This is a genomic window from Streptomyces sp. NPDC023481, from assembly GCF_055560195.1.
In genome coordinates, this window is the sequence record NZ_JBVHJE010000015.1 from 63,916 (window position 1) to 81,420 (window position 17,505).

Consider the following 17,505-nt stretch of genomic DNA (forward strand, 5'->3'; position numbering starts at 1 on the left):
CGGCATCGGGCCGTACGACCGCCTGGCCGCGCTCCCGAGTGGGCCGTACGACCGCCCGACCGCGCTCACGCGTCCGGCCGGACGACGCCCAGGATCGGCATCGAGCCGGCGCCCGCGATCGTCACCGTGCGCCCGGGGCGCGGGGCGTGGATGATCGCGCCGTCGCCTACGTACATCGCGACATGGCTGGCGTCGGAGAAGTAGATGATGAGGTCGCCGGGGCGCATGTCCTTCACGTCGACGTGTTCGAGCTGCTTCCACTGCTCCTGCGAGGTGCGCGGCACCGGGTGCCCGGCCGCCGCCCAGGCCTGGGAGGTCAGGCCCGAGCAGTCGAAGGAGTCCGGCCCCTCGGCCCCCCACACGTACGGCTTGCCGAGCTGCTCGGTGGCGTACCGCACGGCCTTCTCGCCCTGCGCGGAGGCCTTGCCGTGGACGTCCTTGAGGACACCGGTGTCCAGCCAGGCGGTCTGCGCCTTGTCCGCGGCCTGCTGTTCCAGCTGGGCGAGCCGCTCCTTCTCCTTCTTCTCCAGCCGGGACTGGAGCTCCTCGGCCGCGTCGATCTGCTTCTCGATCTTCTTCTTGGCGGCGGCCTTGGTCTTGCGGTTGGCCTCCAGTTGCCGCCACCGGTCGGAGGCGTCGTCGGCGTACTGCTGCAAGTCCTTCTGGGTGCGGGCCTTTTCCTCCATCAGCGACCTCGCCGCGTGCTGGCCCTGGAGGACCCGGCCGGCGCCGTCGAGGAACTGGCCCGGGTCGTCGCTCAGCAGGAACCGGAGGCTGGAGGACAGGCCGCCGGTGCGGTACTGGTCGCGGGCCGCGGCGCCCGCCTGGTCCTTGAGCTTCTCCAGCTTCTGCTGCCCCTCGACGATCTTCTTCGCCAGCGCCACGATCTCGGCGGACTGCTTCTTCGCCTTCTCCTCGGCCGCGTTGTAGGCGTCGGTGGCCACGGCCGCGTCGTGGTAGAGCCGGTCGAGCTTCTCGCGGACCGCCTCAAGGTCCTTGTCGGGCGCGGGAGTCGGCGTGGCGGCCGGCGTGGGGGTCCCCGCCGGGGGCGTCGTCGGGTCGGGGGCCGCCTTCTGCGCGGGGGCGGGCGCGACGGACGCGAACGCCGTGCCGGGCGCCGAGAGGACGGTCACCGCGCAGAGCACGGTCAGGGCGGCCGTGAGCAGACCGCGCTTGCCCGAACGCATACCACTTCCCCCAAACTGATTTACCGTCAGTAACTTACGGTCCCCCGAGGGATCGTGCCACGGCCGCGCGCAAAGCGACAGAGGCCGTCGGAAACGGGATTCCCCCCGCTCACCGCCGGTTGCGACGATCTCCTCGCCGGTGTGACGAACGACGCGCGGCGATCGTTCCGCCTCCCGCACCCCGAACGAGTGATATCCGCGGGGGGGAAAGGAAACCGGCCGGGGTCAGCTCGGACCCGGGCCGCCCCGGGGGGCCAACGCGCCCCACGCCACCGTCACTTCGCCCTGCCGCCGACGGGCCGGGGAGTCCGTCACCGGCCAGTCGGCCGTCAGGTCCCGTACCGCGCGCAGCCAGCGCTGCCGGGCGCCGTAGGCGGCGTACGGCGCGGCGGCCGCCCAGGCGCGGTCGAAGTCGCGCAGGAAGGCGTGCACCGGCTCGCCCGGTACGTTGCGGTGGATCAGCGCCTTCGGCAGGCGTTCGGCGAGGTCGGAGGGGCGGTCCAGGGAGCCGAGCCGGGTGGCGAAGGTGACCGTGCGCGGACCCTCGGGGCCGAGCGCCACCCACACGTGCCGCCGCCCGATCTCGTCGCACGTCCCCTCCACCAGCAGCCCGCCCGGCGCAAGCCGCGCGCACAGCTGCCGCCACACCCCGGCGACCTGGTCCTCGTCGTACTGGCGCAGGACGTTCGCCGCGCGGATGAGCAGCGGCCGCTCGGGGATCGGCACCTCGAAGCCGCCGTGCCGGAAGACCAGGCCCTCGCGCTCGTAGGGCCGGGCGGCGGCGACCCGCGCGGGTTCGATCTCGACGCCGACCACGCGCGCGCGGGGCGCTGCCGCACGCAGCCGGGTCAGCAGTTCCACGGCGGTCCAGGGCGCGGCGCCGTAGCCGAGGTCGACGGCCACCGGATCGCTCGCGCGGCGCAGCGCGGCGCCGTGCACGGCCGCGATCCAGCGGTCCATGCGGCGCAGCCGGTTGGGGTTGGTCGTCCCGCGCGTCACCGTTCCCACGACGGGCACCCCCTTGCCCGGCCGGAGCCGGGGGTGGGGGAGGGACGCTGCGCGGGTGGCCATGCGTACGAGGGTAAGCGGGCCCGGCGCCGCCCCACCGACGTGCCCGCAGCGCGCCCCCCTCCCGTGCTCCCACCGGACGCCATCCCTATTCGAACCGTTGATCGATCATCGGTAATGATTCGGCAAAACCGCTTGTACGGGAAATGACCGGGCACCCGCTCGCTGTTGCACCCCCGTGGAGGGCGCGGTGGAGCCCCCGGCAGGCATGCCCGCAGCGAGGAGGAACGCCACGTGAGCCAGTACGTCAGCAGGCTCGGGCGACGCTCCCCGTCGGCCGGCGGGCGGCTCCGGCTGTACCGCAGGCCCCGCCGGGTGGCCATGCTCTCCGTGCACACCTCCCCGCTCCACCAGCCGGGCACCGGCGACGCCGGCGGCATGAACGTCTACATCGTGGAGCTGGCCCAGCGGCTGGCCGCGATCAACATCGAGGTCGAGATCTTCACCCGGGCCACGGCCGGCGGCCTGCCCCCCTCGGTCGAGCTGGCCCCCGGCGTCCTCGTCCGGCACGTCGACGCGGGCCCCTACGAGGGCCTGGCCAAGGAGGACCTCCCGGCCCAGCTGTGCGCCTTCACGCACGGCGTCATGCAGGCCTGGGCCGGCCACCGCCCCGGCCACTACGACCTCGTCCACTCGCACTACTGGCTCTCCGGCCACGTCGGCTGGCTCGCCGCCCAGCGCTGGGGCGTGCCGCTGGTGCACGCCATGCACACCATGGCCAAGGTCAAGAACGCCAACCTGGCCGACGGCGACACCCCCGAGCCCGCCGCCCGGGTCATCGGCGAGACCCAGATCGTGTCCGCCGCCGACCGGCTCATCGCCAACACCGCCGAGGAGGCCGACGAGCTGGTACGGCACTACGCGGCCGACCCCGCCAAGGTCGCCGTGGTCCACCCCGGCGTCAATCTCGATCGCTTCCGCACCGCCGACGGCCGGGCCGCCGCCCGCGCCCGCCTCGGCCTCCCGCAGGACGCGCTGATCCCGCTCTTCGCGGGGCGCATACAGCCCCTGAAGGCGCCGGACGTCCTCCTGCGCGCCGTGGCCGTCCTGCTGGAGGAGCGCCCCGAGCTCCGTTCCCGCATCCTCGTCCCGGTCGTCGGCGGCCCCAGCGGCAGCGGACTCGAAAAGCCGGAGGGCCTGCAGAAGCTCGCGGCCCGGCTGGGCATCGCGGACGTCGTACGGTTCCGCCCGCCGGTCGGCCAGGACCAGCTGGCGGACTGGTTCCGGGCCGCGTCCGTGCTGGTCATGCCGTCGTACAGCGAGTCCTTCGGCCTGGTCGCCGTAGAGGCGCAGGCGGCCGGCACCCCCGTCCTCGCGGCCTCCGTCGGCGGCCTGCCGGTCGCCGTGCGCGACGGCGAGACCGGCTTCCTGGTCGAGGGCCACGACCCGGCCGACTACGCGCGCGTGCTCCGCCGTTTCGCCGACCGGCCGGACCTCACGCCGCGCATGGGCGAGGCCGCCGCCCGGCACGCCCAGTCCTTCGGCTGGGACACGGCCGCCGCTGCCACCGCCGACGTCTACACGGCCGCGACCCAGTCCCACCGCCGTCGCGTACGCTCCCACCATGGGTGACGTGGAGAAGGCCGGGCAGGTCCTGGAGAGCGTCTTCAAGGACGCCGAACTGGAGTGGGAGAACCCCGAACCCGGGAACTACGTGGTCAAGCTCCCCGGCAGCCGGAAGCTGTCCACCACGGTGTCCTTCCTCGTCGGCCGCCACTCCCTGTCGCTGAACGCCTTCGTGATCCGCCACCCCGACGAGAACGAGGCCGGTGTCCACCGCTGGCTGCTGGAGCGCAACCTCCGGCTGTACGGCGTGAGTTACGCCGTCGACCGCCTCGGCGACGTCTACGTCACCTCCCGGCTGCCCCTCGCCGCCGTCGTACCGGACGAGATCGACCGCCTCCTCGGCCAGGTCCTGGAAGCGGCCGACGGCGCCTTCAACACCCTTCTGGAACTGGGTTTCGCCTCCTCGATCCGCAAGGAGTACGCCTGGCGGGTGTCGCGCGGCGAGTCCACGCGGAACCTGGAGGCGTTCATGCACCTCATCGACCGGCCGGCGGCGGACTGAGTCCGAGTCGAACGGTCGGGTCCAGCGGTCGGGTTGGACCGGTCGGGTCTAGCGGTCAGGTTGGACCGGTCGGGTGGAGCGGTCGGGTCCAGCGGTCGTTCAGGAGGGGTTCGGCTCGGGCTTCGTGCTGCCGCCGTGGTCCAGTTGGTCGGCGAACGCCCGCAGTGCGTCGGCCAGTTCCTTCTTGGTCGGCAGCTTGTCGACCTTCTTGTCGAGTTCCGTGATGCGCCGGTCCAGCTCCTGGAGGTCGACCGGCGGGGAGGGCTCGCCCGAGGACGGGGGCGCGGTCGGACCGGGAGAGCCACCGTCGTCACCGCCGACCGTGCTGCCACCGTCGTCACCGCCGACCGTGCTGCCGCCGCCCGCGCCGCCGACCGTGCTGCCGCCGCCGGCCGTGGCGCCGTCCGTGCTGCCGCCGTCGGAGCTGCCGCCGTCGACGCTGCCGTCCGAGGTGCCGCCGTCGAAGAGCCCGCCGGTGCTGCCCGAGCCGGCGACGTCTCCGCCGGAAGCGTCCCCGCTCACCCCGCTGTCCCCGCCGTCCCCGCTCGACGGCTCGGTGCTGGTGACGCCCTGCCCGTGGCGGGAACCGTCCGAGGGAGCCGCCAGGGCCTCCCCTACGGGGCTCGGCGCCCACCGCTCCGGTACCGCCCCGGTGTCACCCCGACCAACTTCTTGAAGTACCGGGTGAGATGGGCCTGGTCGTAGAACCCGGTCAGCGGGGCCACCTCGCCCGGCGGCAGCCCGTCGAGCAGCAGCCGCCGGGCCCGCCCGACCCGCCGGGACATCAGGTACTGGTGCGGGGCGATGCCGTACGCACCACTGAACACCCGTACCAGATGGGCGGGATGGGCGTGCAGCAGCCGGCCGGCGTCCTCCAGCGAGATCCCCTCGACCACCCGGGCGTCCAGCAACTCCCGTAGGGAACCGGCGAGTACGGGATCCGGAAGCCGTCCCGGCCGGGGCCGCCGGCGCAGATGGTCCCGCAGCCGCTCCGCGACGAGCGCCAGCCTGCTCTCCGCCTCCAGTTCGTCGCCGGGCCGGGCGAGGGCGGAGTGCAACTGCCCCACGCGGCGCCGGAGTACGGGGTCCGCCAGGTCGGGCGAGTCCACGGCCGGCCCGATGAACTCCTCCCCGAGCCGGCTGCCGTCCAGGTACACCACCCGCTTGCGGAAGCCCCCCGGCGTGGCCGGCGACCCGTTGTGCGGCACGTGCGGCGGCAGCAGCGACACGGTGTCGTGCGGGGTGCCGTGCTCGTGCCGGTCGAGGTCGTACCGTACGGCCCCGTCGTCCACGATCAGCAGCGTCCAGGCGTCATGGACGTGCATCGGATAGGCGTACTCGGTGAAGCGGGCGTGGAAGACCTCGGTGACGCCCGGGACCCGGGGGCGCCACGCGGTGACTTCCTGCCCGGCGGCCATGCAAGGAACGTACAAGACGCGGCCGCGCCCGGACGGCGAGTCTCACTCCATGAACACGGAACCGACCACTGAGACGGCCCCCGCCCCCACCCCTCTCCGCTTCGACACGAAGATCGCCGTGCTGCTGCGCGAGGACCTGGAGCCCTGGCAGCGGCTCAACGTGACCGCGTTCCTGGTCAGCGGCCTGGGCACCACGGTCCCCGAGGTGGTCGGCGCGCCGTACGAGGACGCGGACGGGGTGCCGTACCTGCCCATGTTCCGCCAGCCTGTGCTGGTCCTTCAGGGCACGAAGGAGATCCTGCGGACGGCCCACGGCAGGGCACTGGGCCGCGCGCTGCCGTGCGCGGTGTTCACGGCGGACCTGTTCGCCACGGGCCACGACCGCGACAACCGGGCGGCGGTCCGCGCCGTCCCGACGGCCGATCTGGACCTGGTGGGCCTGGCGGTGTACGGCCCGCGGAACGGCGTGGACAAGGTGCTGAAGGGCGCGAGGATGCACCCGTGACGCCCCCCTCGGGGCCCGCGGCTCAGCCGAACATGCCGGCCACGTAGTCGCCCGCGGGCTGCTGGACGATGACGTTGGCGCGGTTGTAGGCGTTGATCAGCGCGATGAGGGCGATCAGGGCGGCGAGCTGGTCCTCGTCGTAGTGCTTGGCGGCGTTCGCCCAGACCTCGTCCGGGACCCCGCCGGCCGCGTCGGCGATCCGGGTCGCCTGCTCCGTCAGCTCCAGCGCGGCCCGCTCGGCGTCACTGAACACGGTGGCCTCCCGCCAGGCCGCGACCAGGTTCAGCCGGGTCTGCGTCTCCCCGTGGTGCAGGGCCTCCTTGGTGTGCATGTCGGTGCAGAACGCGCACCCGTTGATCTGGCTGGCCCGCAGCTTGACCAGCTCCTGCGTCGCGGCGGGCAGCGTGGAGTCCGCGATCACCTTCCCGGCGGCGTTGAAGTGCTTGAACAGCTTCCCGGTGACGGGGTTGGTGTGAAGGTCGAGCCGTGCGCTCATGGTGTGCTCCTCGGTGGGTGCGACTGCTTGCACCTCATTGACGGCGGGCGCGGCGCGGATGTGACACCGCCGGACGTGACCCGCGTCACTGCCGCTGCTGCATTGGCACCACGCCCGTCACCGGGACGTGGGACCGGGCCCCCGCCCGCCAGGACGGCCGCCGGGAGGCGTGTGAGGCTCGGATCAGGCCCCACCCGCCAGGAGGACCCCTTGCAGAACAGCACGCCGTACCGCACCGCGAACCGCACGCCGTACCACTCGACGCGTCGCATATCGCCTCGCGTCCCGTCCCGCGTCTCGCTTCGCGGATCGTCCCGCGTCTCGCCTCGCGTCTCGTCCCGTCTGCTCGGCGCCGCCGTCGCGTTGGCCACGGGCGCGACGGCCCTGCTCGGCACCGGCGCGGGAACCGCCGTAGCGTCCGGACGAGCCCACTGCGACCGCGCCGAACGCCCGATATGGAGCGAGGGCCCCAGCCGCAACGTCACCGCCCGCGGCTGCGACGTCCCGGAACAGGAGCACCGCTGGTACGTCATCGACGTCGACACCCTCGTCCAGCCCCGCCACAAGACCGACTACCTGGACGAATCCCTCGACGGCACCACCACGCTCCACGACAAGACCATGAGGTGCCTCGGCTACACGAGGGACGACCACACGGTGAACTGGTTCGGCTGCGTACCGGACCTGTCCTGACGGCCCCGCGTCACAGCCGCCGCTTGTCCCGGAGAGCGGGAACCACCAGAAACCGCGGCCTGTTGAAGACCCCGACCAGAACCACCAGCAGCCGGCAGAGCCCCATGCCGCCGAGGGCCACCGCCGAAACCCCGATCCAGGGCTCTGCCGGCTCCCCGGTCCGCGTGACCGTACGTCCCACACTCACCGCGATCACCATGACGGCCAGGAAGACGAAGTGGGCCGCGACGACCACGACACCCCGCACGAGCACCCACCCCGGCGCCCCTCGCACCGAGAACGACCGCGCGGCATCGACAGCGCGCGGAGTCCCTCCAGATCCGAACGGCCCACACGACGTAACGCGCAGCCGGCACCACGAACAGGGCGGTCAACGCGGACGCGGACGTCGCGTTCACTCGTGATGCGATGGGTCACTGCCGCATAGTGGGCGAGACCGTCAACGGCCGCACCACCAGGACGTGAGCGTACGCCTGAACGGGACCCCCAAGGGAGGGGCTGGCAGCACATCGACGAGCGTCATATCTCGGGAACCACCCAAGGCGGCCACGGCGATCTGATGCCTCCGTCGACCACCCGCGGGCAGGTGGAGAAGGCTGTGAGGACAATGATCGAGCGAGGCCAGCGGGTATCGGATCCCGGGCGCCGGATCCAGAGCTTCGAGAAGTCTTCCCGGTAGGAAAGAGCTACACCCCGTGATCACTGTGCAGTTCACCGTACGGCCCGACCAGGGCGACGCCAGCGGGTTCGACCTGGGCGACATGGCCGTCACCGGGGACCTCGGCACGGCCGACTCGGTCGGTCACGTTCCCGATCAGGGCATGATGATCTACCTTTCGGTCGTCCAGTTGCTGGACAGCCTGGGTGCCTTTCTCCGGGGCGACGCCCGCGTGATGACCTTCACCGGTGCCGACACCTCCTTCGGCCTTGTCGTGCGACGGACCAAAGACGGCCTGTCGGTCGCCTACAGGAACGGCGTCGTCGCACGGACGACGGCGCCGGAGCTCGCCTCCGCGGTGCTGCGCGCGGCAGAGGACCTGGGGCCCGCCCTCCCTCCGGAAGATCCGGTCGCATCCGACTGGGAAGCTGCCCTCGCCGCATTCCGTCCTCTCGTGCCGAGCAGGAAGGGGTGAGTGCCGGCAGCCTGGATGACGAAGGCCAAGGAAACGCCGAGCACGCTGCCCTGGACTTTCACGCGCCTTCAGAACTGTTCGCCGTTGCCCGGGGCGGTCGGTCAGATCATGGCGAGCGGCCCCGGCTCACGGCTCAGCCGGAGTCGCCGTTCAGCCAGACGGCGGCGGCTCACGCGGAGGCTGAGGTACGGGCGGTCCTGGCTGCTCTGGGAGGGGAAGAGTCCCCGAAGGGCTCTGCACGCCTGCCCGCCACCCGTTCGAGCCCGAGTTCCGGCGGAGGCGCGGGCCCGCATCACCGCGGCTCCGTTGGTCGTCTCTTCGGCTGACGAGGTGCTCACCCACCCGCTCCTCGGAACGTCGTCACGCCCAACCAGCAGGAGAACTCGGAGACGAACAGTCGACGGGCACCATCACGCGCAGTGCCGACATGGCACTCCCTTTACCCGTCTGTCCTATGGTCGGAGCCACAGCTGTGAAGGGGGAGGCGACAGCGATGGGCGACGGCAAGGTGCCCGGCAAGGTCCTGGACATCAAGACCGCCGACATCAAGGCGGCGGCACCGGCCTTCCACCAGGGCGCCATCGATCTGAGCAAGGCGCTGACCACGCTGATCCAGACGCTGGACGGCCTCGGCGAGCCCTGGGGCCACGACGAGCAGGGCGACAAGTTCGGCAACGCCTACAAGCCGCAGCAGAAGAAGATCGAGAGCGCGGCGGGCATCCTCGTGCTCGGTCTGACGAGCATTCACGAGGCGCTGGTGGACCTGTCGGACGGGCACGTGGACAACGACCAGCTGATCGCCGGCATGTTCACGGAAGTGAAGACCGACAAGCAGAGCGACGGTGCCGGTGAGCGTTGAGGACAAAGCCCGCCACATACTTCTCAAGCTTGGTCTGTGGTGGCCGGAGGCGGACTCGGGCAAGCTGCGGGACGCGGCGAAGGCCTGGCGTGCCTTCGCCGATTCGGTGGACGATGTCCGCGCTCCCGTGCACCGCAGCGCGTCCTCGATCATCCACCACAACACCGGTGAGTCGATCGAGGCGTTCGAGAAGTTCTGGGGCCGCTACGCCAAGGACCAGGATGGCGGCTGGCTGAGCGACCTCGCGAAGTCCTCGCGGGAGATGGCCAAGGCGCTGGAGAAGTTCGCCGACGCCATCGACGACGCGATCAACAAGCTCTGGACGCGGATCGGCATCGACGCGGCCGTGATCGCGGGCGGGGTGGCCCTGGCCTTCTTCACGGCGGGCCTGGCCTCGGGGGCGGCTGTTGCGGCGGCGGACGCGGTCATCGAGTTCGGCGCGACGATGGGTGTCGCGGTCACCACGACGGTGGCCGAGATAGCCGCCGGCACCCTCGTCGCCGCCGCCTTCGGCGGGGTCGAATCGGTCGCGGTCGACCTCGCCGTGGCCCAGCCGCTGAAGATGGCGACCGGTCTGCAGCACGGCTTCAGCCTGGACGAGGTCAACCAGGCCGCCAAGGACGGCATGCTCTTCGGCGGCGCGCTGGGGGCGGGCGGCGGCCTGCTGAAGGCGAGCATGGAGGGCGGCCTCGCCGACACCACGCCGCTGCTGCTGCGCCCGCCGTCGCTCCGCCCCGACCTGGTGGAGCTGGGCCCGGCCGCCCGCAACGCCGAGCGCACCCCGTGTGTGGGCGAGCCGATCGACGTGGCGACCGGCGCCATGCTGATGACGCAGACCGATCTCACCCTGCCCGGGAGTCTGCCGCTTCAGTTCACCCGCACCCACCTCTCCTCCTACCGGGGTGGTGTCTGCTTCGGCCCGACCTGGATATCCACCCTCGACGAGTGCCTCCAGATCGACGGCGAGGGAGTCGTCTTCGCGGCGGCCGACGGCATGCGCCTGGTCTACCCGGTACCGGAACCGGGCGTTCCCACGATGCCGGTGAAGGGCCCGCGCTGGCCGCTGGAGTGGGACGGCAAACCGGACGCCGCGATGACGGTCACCGACCCGTCGACCGGCGTGACGCGAACCTTCGCCGCCCCCGTCCCCTCGCCGTCCTTCGGCGTCTTCCACCTCGCGCTCGACTCCTGGAGCGACCGCAACGGCAACCGCATCGATGTCGAGCGCGACGACGACGGCATTCCCTTCGGCGTCCGCCACTCCGGCGGCTACTACGTCGCCGTCGACACCCAGGGCCCCCGCATCACCGCCCTGCGCCTCCTGGACGAGCCGCCGTCCCGCTACCACCCGTCCACCGCGCCCGACGAGGGCACGGTCGTGATGCGCTACGGCTACGACACCGCCGGCAACCTCACCGAGGTCATCAACTCCAGCGGTCAGCCCCTGCGCTTCACCTACGACACCGAGGGCCGCGTCACCCGCTGGACCGACCGCAACGGCACCTGGTTCTCGTACGTCTACGACGACCGCGGCCGGGTGACCCGTACCGAGGGCGTCGACGGCATCCTCTCCGGCACTCTCACCTACGACGACACCACCCGCACCACGACGTACACCGACTCCCAGGGCCACACCTCCGTCCACCGGTACAACGCCGAGGGCCAGGTGGTGGAGGAGACGGACCCGCTCGGGCACGTCACCCGCACGGACTGGGACGAGTACGGCGACAAGCCTCTGACGGTTACCGACGCCCTGGGCCACACCACGCGGTACGCCTATGACGACGCGGGCAACGTCACCGAACTCACCCTGCCCGACGGCTCGGTCGCCCGGGCCGCGTACAACGCGCTCGGCCTCCCCACGGAGGTGGTCGAGCCCGGCGGGGCGGTCTGGCGGCACACGTACGACGAGCGGGGCAACCTGCTGGGCACCGTGGACCCGCTCGGCGCCGAGACGCGGTACACGAACGACGCGGTGGGCCGCCCCACGGCGATCACGAACGCCCTCGGACACACCCGCACGGTCGCCTACGACGACGCCGGCTTGCCCATCGCCCTGACGGATGAACTGGGCCACACGACAACGGTCCGCCGCGATCCCTTCGGCCGGGTCATCGAGGCGACCGACCCCCTCGGCCACAGCACCCGCTTTGGCTGGACGACCGAGGGCAAGCCGTCCTGGCGGGAACAACCCGACGGCACCCGCGAGTCGTGGGCGTGGGACGCCGAGGGCAACCTCCTCGCACACAGCGACCCGATGGGCAGCACGACACACCACACGGCAACCCACTTCGACGTACCCGCCACCCAGACCGAACCCGACGGCAGCCGGTACGAGTTCGCCTATGACAGTGAGCTTCGGCTGACCGGAGTTACCAATCCCCAGGGCCGCACCTGGACGTACACCTACGACGAGGCCGGACGTCTGGTCGCCGAGTCGGACTTCAACGGCCATGCGCTGACGTATGGGCACGACGAGGCCGGACGGCTGGTCTCCCGCACCAACGGCGCTGGGGAAACAGTACAGTTCACGCGGGACGCGGTGGGCCGGGTCGTGGAACAGCGGTTCGGCGAGGAGGACATCACGACGTTCTCCTACGGCCCGGACGGCGGCCTGGTGCAAGCCGCCAACGGCGACGCCGTGGTCATCCTGGCACGGGACGCCCTCGGCCGCGTGGTGTCCGAGACGGTGAACGGGCATACGACCAACTACGGTTATGACGCACTGGGGCGCCGGATCCGGCGGACGACCCCCTCGGGACTGACCTCGGCCTGGTCGTACGACGAGGCCGGAAGTCCGCTCACCTTGCACTCACCCGGTGGCTCGCTGCATTTCGTCCACGACGCGGCGGGTCGTGAGACAACGCGCCATATGGGTGCCGAGGTGACATTGACGCAGACCTGGAGTGGGACTGGACGGCTGCTCGCACAGACCCTGACCGCGGGAGCGGAAGCCCCTGCCCACCGCCTCCTGCAGCACCGTACCTACGCCCATCGGGCCGACGGCTACATCACCGAGATCCGCGAGCTGACCTCGGGCACGCGTCGCTTCGACCTCGACACCAACGGTCGGGTCACCGGCGTCCAAGCGCTTGGCTGGAGCGAGGGCTACGCCTACGATCTGGCCGGAAACGTCGTACGCGCCACCGCCCCCGGCCACGCCGCCCCGGGTGACCGTGAGTTCGAGGGCACCTTGGTCCGCTCAGCCGGCCGGACCTCGTACGCCTACGACGGGCACGGACGTCTGATCCGCAGGACCCGCAGGCTGCTGAACGGCCAGAGCCGCACGTGGACCTACAGGTGGAACGCCGAGGACGGGCTGACGGAGGTGGTTGGCTCAGACGGTGACCGCTGGTGCTACGCCTACGACCCACTCGGCCGCCGCATCTCCAAGAGCCGCGTGTCGATGGACGGCACGGAAACCGACCGCACGGAATTCTCCTGGGACCACTTCGTCCTGGCCGAGCGGACGGTTCCGGACGGACGGGTCACCACCTGGGATTACGCGCCGGGCACCCATCGCCCGGTGGCCCAGACCGATCACCTGCCGCAGGACGCATCAGGCAACACCTCGGCCCTGGCCCGACTGGCCGAGGAGACGGATCCCGGACACGCGCCCCGGCTGTATGCCGTGGTGACGGACCTCGTCGGCGCCCCGATGGAACTGGTCTCCGGCGCGGGAGATCTCGTCTGGCAGCACCGCACCACTCTCTGGGGCACCGGATTCTCGACCCCGGAGCCCGATACCGCCTCGGTCGACTGCCCGCTGCGCTTTCCGGGCCAGTACGCCGACCACGAGACCGGGCTGCACTACAACCTCCATCGTTACTACGATCCGGAGACAGCCCGGTACATCAGCCCGGATCCGCTGGGTCTGGCGCCCTCCAGCAATCCCCATGCGTACGTGGTCAACGCCCTCTGCTGGACGGACCCGCTGGGCTTGGCCCCCAAGTGCGGAATCGACCTGTCCAGTGCTACTCCGCACAGCGGTCGCTTCCCCAATTCCGCGGAACCGGGCGAAGTCCTGGTACGGCGGAAGCAAGACGGGAGCGTGACGGCCTACGCTGTATACGACGATCAAGGGCTACCCATCAAACGCGTCGACGTCGACCCGGACTCCAAGCCGCACGGCGGGGTGCCGGCACCCCACGTGTTGGAGACCACCAGGAACGTGAACCCGAAGACTGGCCAGACATTCCTCACGTGGAAGAAGATGCCCAGGCCCGCTCGCCCCGACGAGCTCCCTCAGTAAGTGTGAAGGACGGAATGATGGACCCGCTGAGAGTCCGGGATGTGCGGGAGTGGACACAGGCGGTCGGTGACGACGCCGATTACCTCGACTACCTGTCGCAGCAGGCAGGGCTGGGTGAGTGGGCGGCATTCTCACGCGCGTTCGTACCCCGCTTCGTGGAAGTGGAGGGATGCGTCCTGTGGGACCGCGTCTACGAGCCCAACAACTTCCGCAGCTGGTACGAGCAGCTGGGTGGGGACGCCACCTCGATCGAGGCCACGCTGAATCGGTTCCGCCTGGCGCTCTACATCGACATCCCCGAGGATTCCGACTCCGAGGCCGCCGCCCATGCCTTGGCCGAGGAGATCGCTCGCTCCTGGCACAGGTGCCTGCGCGACACCTTCCCGGACCGCTCGTTCCAGGTCGTCGCGAGCGAGACGGAGGACGGCCCGGTCGTGAGCTTCACGACGGTCCGCTGACGCAACGCCGCCGAGATCCATAGCGGAGAGCCCGCAACTCAACTCACCCTGAAACGATCACTTAGAGCATCAGGGCAGTACGAGGCCCAGGACCGGGCGGCCTCGAACATGCAGAACTACAAGCGCCACATCGAGGAGCACCTGCTCCCCGTGTTCGAGGACAAGGCGCTCGCCGGCACCCTGCGCACGGACGTCGCCCTGTGGGAGAAGAAGGAGAAGGCCCTCTATGCGGCCTCCAGCGTCTTCGAGGACGTGATCGACGAGGGCCTGATCACGTCCACCCGGCTGCTCGGCGGCGGGGGCACGGCAAGGGTGCGGGCCGTTCCCGAGACCGTGGTTGGGAGAAGGTGGTCACCGACGCGCTGGGCGTCCTGCTGACCGCCGAGCGCGCGGCCCTGCTCTCTGGTGGCGACGACGAGTTTGTCGCCGTGGTCCTCAAGGGGTACACCGGCATGCGCTGGGGCGAGATCGTCGGCCTGGAGACCGCGTTCATTCGCCCTGGAGCCGTCCGGGTCGAGTGGCAGCTGTGCGAACTCGAACGGGGGAGTTGGTGCGCTGCCCATCCAAGGACGACAGCTACCGCACCATCAACTCGATGGACTGGCTGTTCGCGCTGGTCGCCCACCACATCGCACGCACGAGGCCCATGCCGTGCCCATGCCACGGCAAGACCTACGTCTTCCGAGGGCAGGGCGCGGTCCGCACAGGCGGCCACCAGGGCGCGAAGATCGTCGACGTCGCCCGTCGTGCCGCCGTTTCGACCGGCACGGTGTCCAACGTCCTGGCCGCGCAGACCCTGACCGCGCGGCCCCTGACCACCTCCTCCAGCATCGGACGTACGCGCATCGAGCAGACGGCTACCTCACCGAAATCCGGGAGCTGACGTCGGGCACCCGCCGCTTCGACCTGGATGACATGGACCGCGTCACCCGTACGCGCGCTAACGGCTGGAGTGAGACCTACGCGTACGCCCCAGCGGGCAACCTGACGCGCGCCGCGTCGCCAGCCCACGAGACACCCGGTGAGCGGCGGTTCGAGGGCACGCTCGTCCGCTCGGCCGGCCACACCTCCCATGAGCACGATGGCGAAGGCCGCCTCGTGCGCAGGACCCGCAAGCCTCTGAACGGTCAGACCCGTACCTGGACCTACAGGTGGAACGCCGAGGACCGCCTATGGAGGTGATCAACCCAGACAGAATATAGCGGCGGTACGCGTACGGCCCGCTCGGCCGACGCATCTCCAACACCGGCTCGTCGGCGACGGCTCCGTGGCCGACCGTACGGACTTCTTCTAGGAGGACCTGTGCCTGGCCGAGCAGGCCACAGCAGACGGCGGGGTGACAACCTGGGACTACGTGCCGAACAGCCCTCGCCCGGTCGCCCAGACGCGCCACAAGTCGACCGCGTCAGCGGCCAATACGTCGTTCTTGGCGCAGTTGGCGGAGGAAGCGGAACCCGAGTGAGGCACTCAGTTCGACGCAGTCGTCACCGACTCCCTCGGAACGGACTTCGAGATCCACGTGTACGACAAGGCCAACCGTGAGGTCGGGACGTTCCGCATCGACGGCTGGTTCAACAAGCACAGCCTCAAGGCCGAGGAAGTCGACGTTCCGCCGGCCGTGGAGAATGCCATCAAGGGGCGAGCCATCGACACGATGCGCAGAATCGGGCGTATCGAACCCAAGGGAACCGAGGACATCTCCGGTGACAAGTGGTGTCGCCCTCCCCTCTCACAGGAAGGCCGTCCATGAAATTCGTCAAGGCGGACTGGGATCCCGAGGTGTCCGGGTTCCGTCTGGATGCGCGCGCCTACCAGGCCGAGCTGCCGCGTTTGCGCGCCGACCTGCCCCCGGGCGCCCGATCTTTCGCCACCGACCCCGGGCACTACGACATCGCGGGCGCCATCCGCTGTGTGAAGGATCTGGAACTCGCCGGGGTTCACCTGGCCACCGACAAGAGCGGCGGGCTGGCCCTGGACTTCGCACCCAACAAGTTCAAACACGATTCCGGCCTGCGCATCAGCTACTCGCGCGTGACGCACTTCTCCATCGACTATGAGCACTCCATTGACTGGATGCTGGTCGACACCGTGCTCCTCGACGAGATTCTCCCGGGCGACGACGGGGGGTGCGTGCACGAGATCGCCCTCACCGACGCGTCGATCACCGTCCGCTGCGAGGACCTGCAAGCCGTTTGGGGGGACGCGAGCTGAGGGTGCAACCGAGATCGTCGATCTACAGGGCAGCGGCTGATCGTCGCCCCGACGGACAGGAAGCACGTCATCATCTTCATCCGGCGCGAGTGATCTACGATCCGTGATCGCTGCGCGGTTCACCGAACGGTCCGGCCAAGGGAAGGCCGACGGAGCTGCATGCGGGTGCCTGCTTCGGCGAACTGCCGCGGACGATCTACTCCGGGGGTGTAGCGCTTCGCGTTGATCTGGCGCGCCCGACCCAGAACTGCCGCCCATCGGCGTGCCGTAGGGAGCAATTCGATCTCGCCCTGGCAGTAATGGGGCACACAAGTGCCACGTACGGCCGTACACCGGAGCGCGCGGCGTACGTGCTCGCCTGGAGAGCCGGGCCAGGGCCGACGCCGCTGAGGTCCAGGTCGCCTGCTCGGGGCCGTAGGCGGCGCCGGATCGACACCCGTGCTGGGCGGACTGGCTCGCCGCGCAAGATCATCTGGGTGGCTCATCAAACAGCAGGCCGCTCGATTTCGCTGAGGCGCTGTCCGTCTGCTGACACGCCTCGCCTAAGCGAGATCTGCTCGCAGGGGAAGCTGCCATAGGGCGGGCGCCTCTTTGCCTGCCGCAGGAGGTGAGGAGTGTGCAATGACCCTCCGGGGAACTGGTGCGCTGCCCGCCGAAGGACGACAGCTACCGCACCATCGACTCGATGGACTGGCTGTCCGCGCTGGTCGCCATCCACAGCGCCCGCACGAAGCCGTGCCATGCCCCTGCCGCGGCAAGACCTACGTCTTCCGAGGGCAAGGCGCGGCGCGCACAGGCGGCCACCAAGGCGCGAAGCTCGTCGACGTCGCCCGTCGTGCCGACGTCTCAACCGGCACGGTGTCCAACGTCCTCAACCACCCCGAACGCGTCACCGAGGTCACGCAGGCGCCACAGGAGCCACGGCCGGCGCCCTTGCTCGGCGAGCCTTGGCCCGGCGTCCCGGCACGGGGCAGGGGTGCCAGCGCAAGGGTCGATGCCTGCTGGCTCCCGATAGCCAAAGGACTCACACCCCATGGCCTTCGCCATACCCGCCGGACGATGATGGACCTGGGAACCGAGGTGGTGCTCATGGACGAACGCATGGGCCACATCGACGGCTCGGTCTCGTCGAACAAGCGCGCCACGCGAATCCTGGT

Annotated in this window: 16 protein-coding genes and 2 pseudogenes; 12 read left to right on the forward strand and 6 right to left on the reverse strand. The window is 70.4% G+C overall.

Annotated elements, in window-relative coordinates; all coding sequences use genetic code 11:
- Positions 1-65: 65 nt before the first annotated feature.
- Together ACZ3ZD_RS26645 and ACZ3ZD_RS26650 are read right to left on the reverse strand one after the other, a co-directional pair.
- Complete coding sequence (locus ACZ3ZD_RS26645) at positions 66-1,187, reverse strand: C40 family peptidase (protein ID WP_467402155.1); 1,122 nt, start codon at positions 1,185-1,187, stop codon at positions 66-68.
- A 225-nt stretch (positions 1,188-1,412) separates the two neighbouring features.
- On the reverse strand, positions 1,413-2,195 hold the full coding sequence (locus ACZ3ZD_RS26650) for a class I SAM-dependent methyltransferase (RefSeq protein WP_467402562.1): 783 nt from the start codon (positions 2,193-2,195) through the stop codon (positions 1,413-1,415).
- Between the two features lie 294 nt (positions 2,196-2,489).
- Between ACZ3ZD_RS26650 and mshA the strand changes: the two genes are divergently transcribed.
- Positions 2,490-3,827 carry a D-inositol-3-phosphate glycosyltransferase gene (gene mshA / locus ACZ3ZD_RS26655; RefSeq protein WP_467402157.1) on the forward strand — a complete coding sequence of 446 codons (1,338 nt, stop codon included), beginning with the start codon at positions 2,490-2,492 and terminating at the stop codon, positions 3,825-3,827.
- A complete protein-coding gene (locus tag ACZ3ZD_RS26660) occupies positions 3,820-4,323 on the forward strand; it encodes a type III secretion system chaperone family protein (RefSeq protein WP_467402160.1) in 504 nt (167 codons plus the stop codon). Before mshA ends, ACZ3ZD_RS26660 begins: the two co-directional genes overlap by 8 nt.
- A gap of 99 nt (positions 4,324-4,422) precedes the next feature.
- Here the strand turns inward: ACZ3ZD_RS26660 and ACZ3ZD_RS26665 are convergent, their stop codons facing one another.
- Complete coding sequence (locus ACZ3ZD_RS26665) at positions 4,423-4,845, reverse strand: hypothetical protein (protein WP_467402162.1); 423 nt, start codon at positions 4,843-4,845, stop codon at positions 4,423-4,425.
- Positions 4,846-4,937: 92 nt separating this feature from the next.
- Positions 4,938-5,741 carry a helix-turn-helix domain-containing protein gene (locus ACZ3ZD_RS26670; protein ID WP_467402164.1) on the reverse strand — a complete coding sequence of 268 codons (804 nt, stop codon included), beginning with the start codon at positions 5,739-5,741 and terminating at the stop codon, positions 4,938-4,940.
- Between ACZ3ZD_RS26670 and ACZ3ZD_RS26675 the strand changes: the two genes are divergently transcribed.
- Positions 5,740-6,246: a DUF2000 family protein gene (locus tag ACZ3ZD_RS26675; RefSeq protein WP_467402167.1), complete on the forward strand. Its 507-nt coding sequence runs from the start codon at positions 5,740-5,742 to the stop codon at positions 6,244-6,246. The genes ACZ3ZD_RS26670 and ACZ3ZD_RS26675 overlap by 2 nt on opposite strands.
- A 22-nt stretch (positions 6,247-6,268) precedes the next feature.
- Here ACZ3ZD_RS26675 and ACZ3ZD_RS26680 read toward each other — a convergent pair whose 3' ends face one another.
- Positions 6,269-6,742 (reverse strand): carboxymuconolactone decarboxylase family protein, encoded by a 474-nt coding sequence (locus ACZ3ZD_RS26680; protein WP_467402171.1) that lies wholly within the window; start codon positions 6,740-6,742, stop codon positions 6,269-6,271.
- 210 nt (positions 6,743-6,952) lie between these two features.
- Here ACZ3ZD_RS26680 and ACZ3ZD_RS26685 point away from each other — a divergent pair, with 210 nt between their 5' ends.
- Complete coding sequence (locus ACZ3ZD_RS26685) at positions 6,953-7,435, forward strand: hypothetical protein (RefSeq protein ID WP_467402173.1); 483 nt, start codon at positions 6,953-6,955, stop codon at positions 7,433-7,435.
- 10 nt (positions 7,436-7,445) lie between these two features.
- Here the strand turns inward: ACZ3ZD_RS26685 and ACZ3ZD_RS26690 are convergent, their stop codons facing one another.
- A complete protein-coding gene (locus tag ACZ3ZD_RS26690) occupies positions 7,446-7,682 on the reverse strand; it encodes a hypothetical protein (protein WP_467402177.1) in 237 nt (78 codons plus the stop codon).
- Between the two features lie 448 nt (positions 7,683-8,130).
- On the opposite strand from ACZ3ZD_RS26690, the gene ACZ3ZD_RS26695 reads away from it, so the two are divergent.
- The 8 genes and pseudogenes from ACZ3ZD_RS26695 to ACZ3ZD_RS26730 form a co-directional block, all read left to right on the forward strand.
- On the forward strand, positions 8,131-8,568 hold the full coding sequence (locus tag ACZ3ZD_RS26695; RefSeq protein WP_467402179.1) for a hypothetical protein: 438 nt from the start codon (positions 8,131-8,133) through the stop codon (positions 8,566-8,568).
- A gap of 493 nt (positions 8,569-9,061) precedes the next feature.
- Complete coding sequence (locus tag ACZ3ZD_RS26700; protein WP_467402182.1) at positions 9,062-9,427, forward strand: hypothetical protein; 366 nt, start codon at positions 9,062-9,064, stop codon at positions 9,425-9,427.
- The gene (locus tag ACZ3ZD_RS26705; protein ID WP_467402185.1) at positions 9,417-13,679 is read left to right on the forward strand and encodes a DUF6531 domain-containing protein; all 4,263 of its coding nucleotides are present in this window, start codon (positions 9,417-9,419) and stop codon (positions 13,677-13,679) included. Before ACZ3ZD_RS26700 ends, ACZ3ZD_RS26705 begins: the two co-directional genes overlap by 11 nt.
- A gap of 14 nt (positions 13,680-13,693) precedes the next feature.
- Positions 13,694-14,137: a hypothetical protein gene (locus ACZ3ZD_RS26710; RefSeq protein ID WP_467402188.1), complete on the forward strand. Its 444-nt coding sequence runs from the start codon at positions 13,694-13,696 to the stop codon at positions 14,135-14,137.
- A gap of 66 nt (positions 14,138-14,203) precedes the next feature.
- Positions 14,204-14,921 (forward strand): annotated as a pseudogene (locus ACZ3ZD_RS26715) (LacI family transcriptional regulator); the annotation flags it as partial.
- Positions 14,922-15,656: 735 nt separating this feature from the next.
- Positions 15,657-15,887, forward strand: coding sequence for a hypothetical protein (locus ACZ3ZD_RS26720; RefSeq protein ID WP_467402190.1), 231 nt, complete (start codon positions 15,657-15,659; stop codon positions 15,885-15,887).
- Positions 15,884-16,348 carry a hypothetical protein gene (locus tag ACZ3ZD_RS26725; RefSeq protein WP_467402193.1) on the forward strand — a complete coding sequence of 155 codons (465 nt, stop codon included), beginning with the start codon at positions 15,884-15,886 and terminating at the stop codon, positions 16,346-16,348. Before ACZ3ZD_RS26720 ends, ACZ3ZD_RS26725 begins: the two co-directional genes overlap by 4 nt.
- Before the next feature lie 628 nt (positions 16,349-16,976).
- Positions 16,977-17,479: pseudogene (locus tag ACZ3ZD_RS26730) on the forward strand (LacI family DNA-binding transcriptional regulator); the annotation flags it as partial.
- Positions 17,480-17,505: the final 26 nt, after the last annotated feature.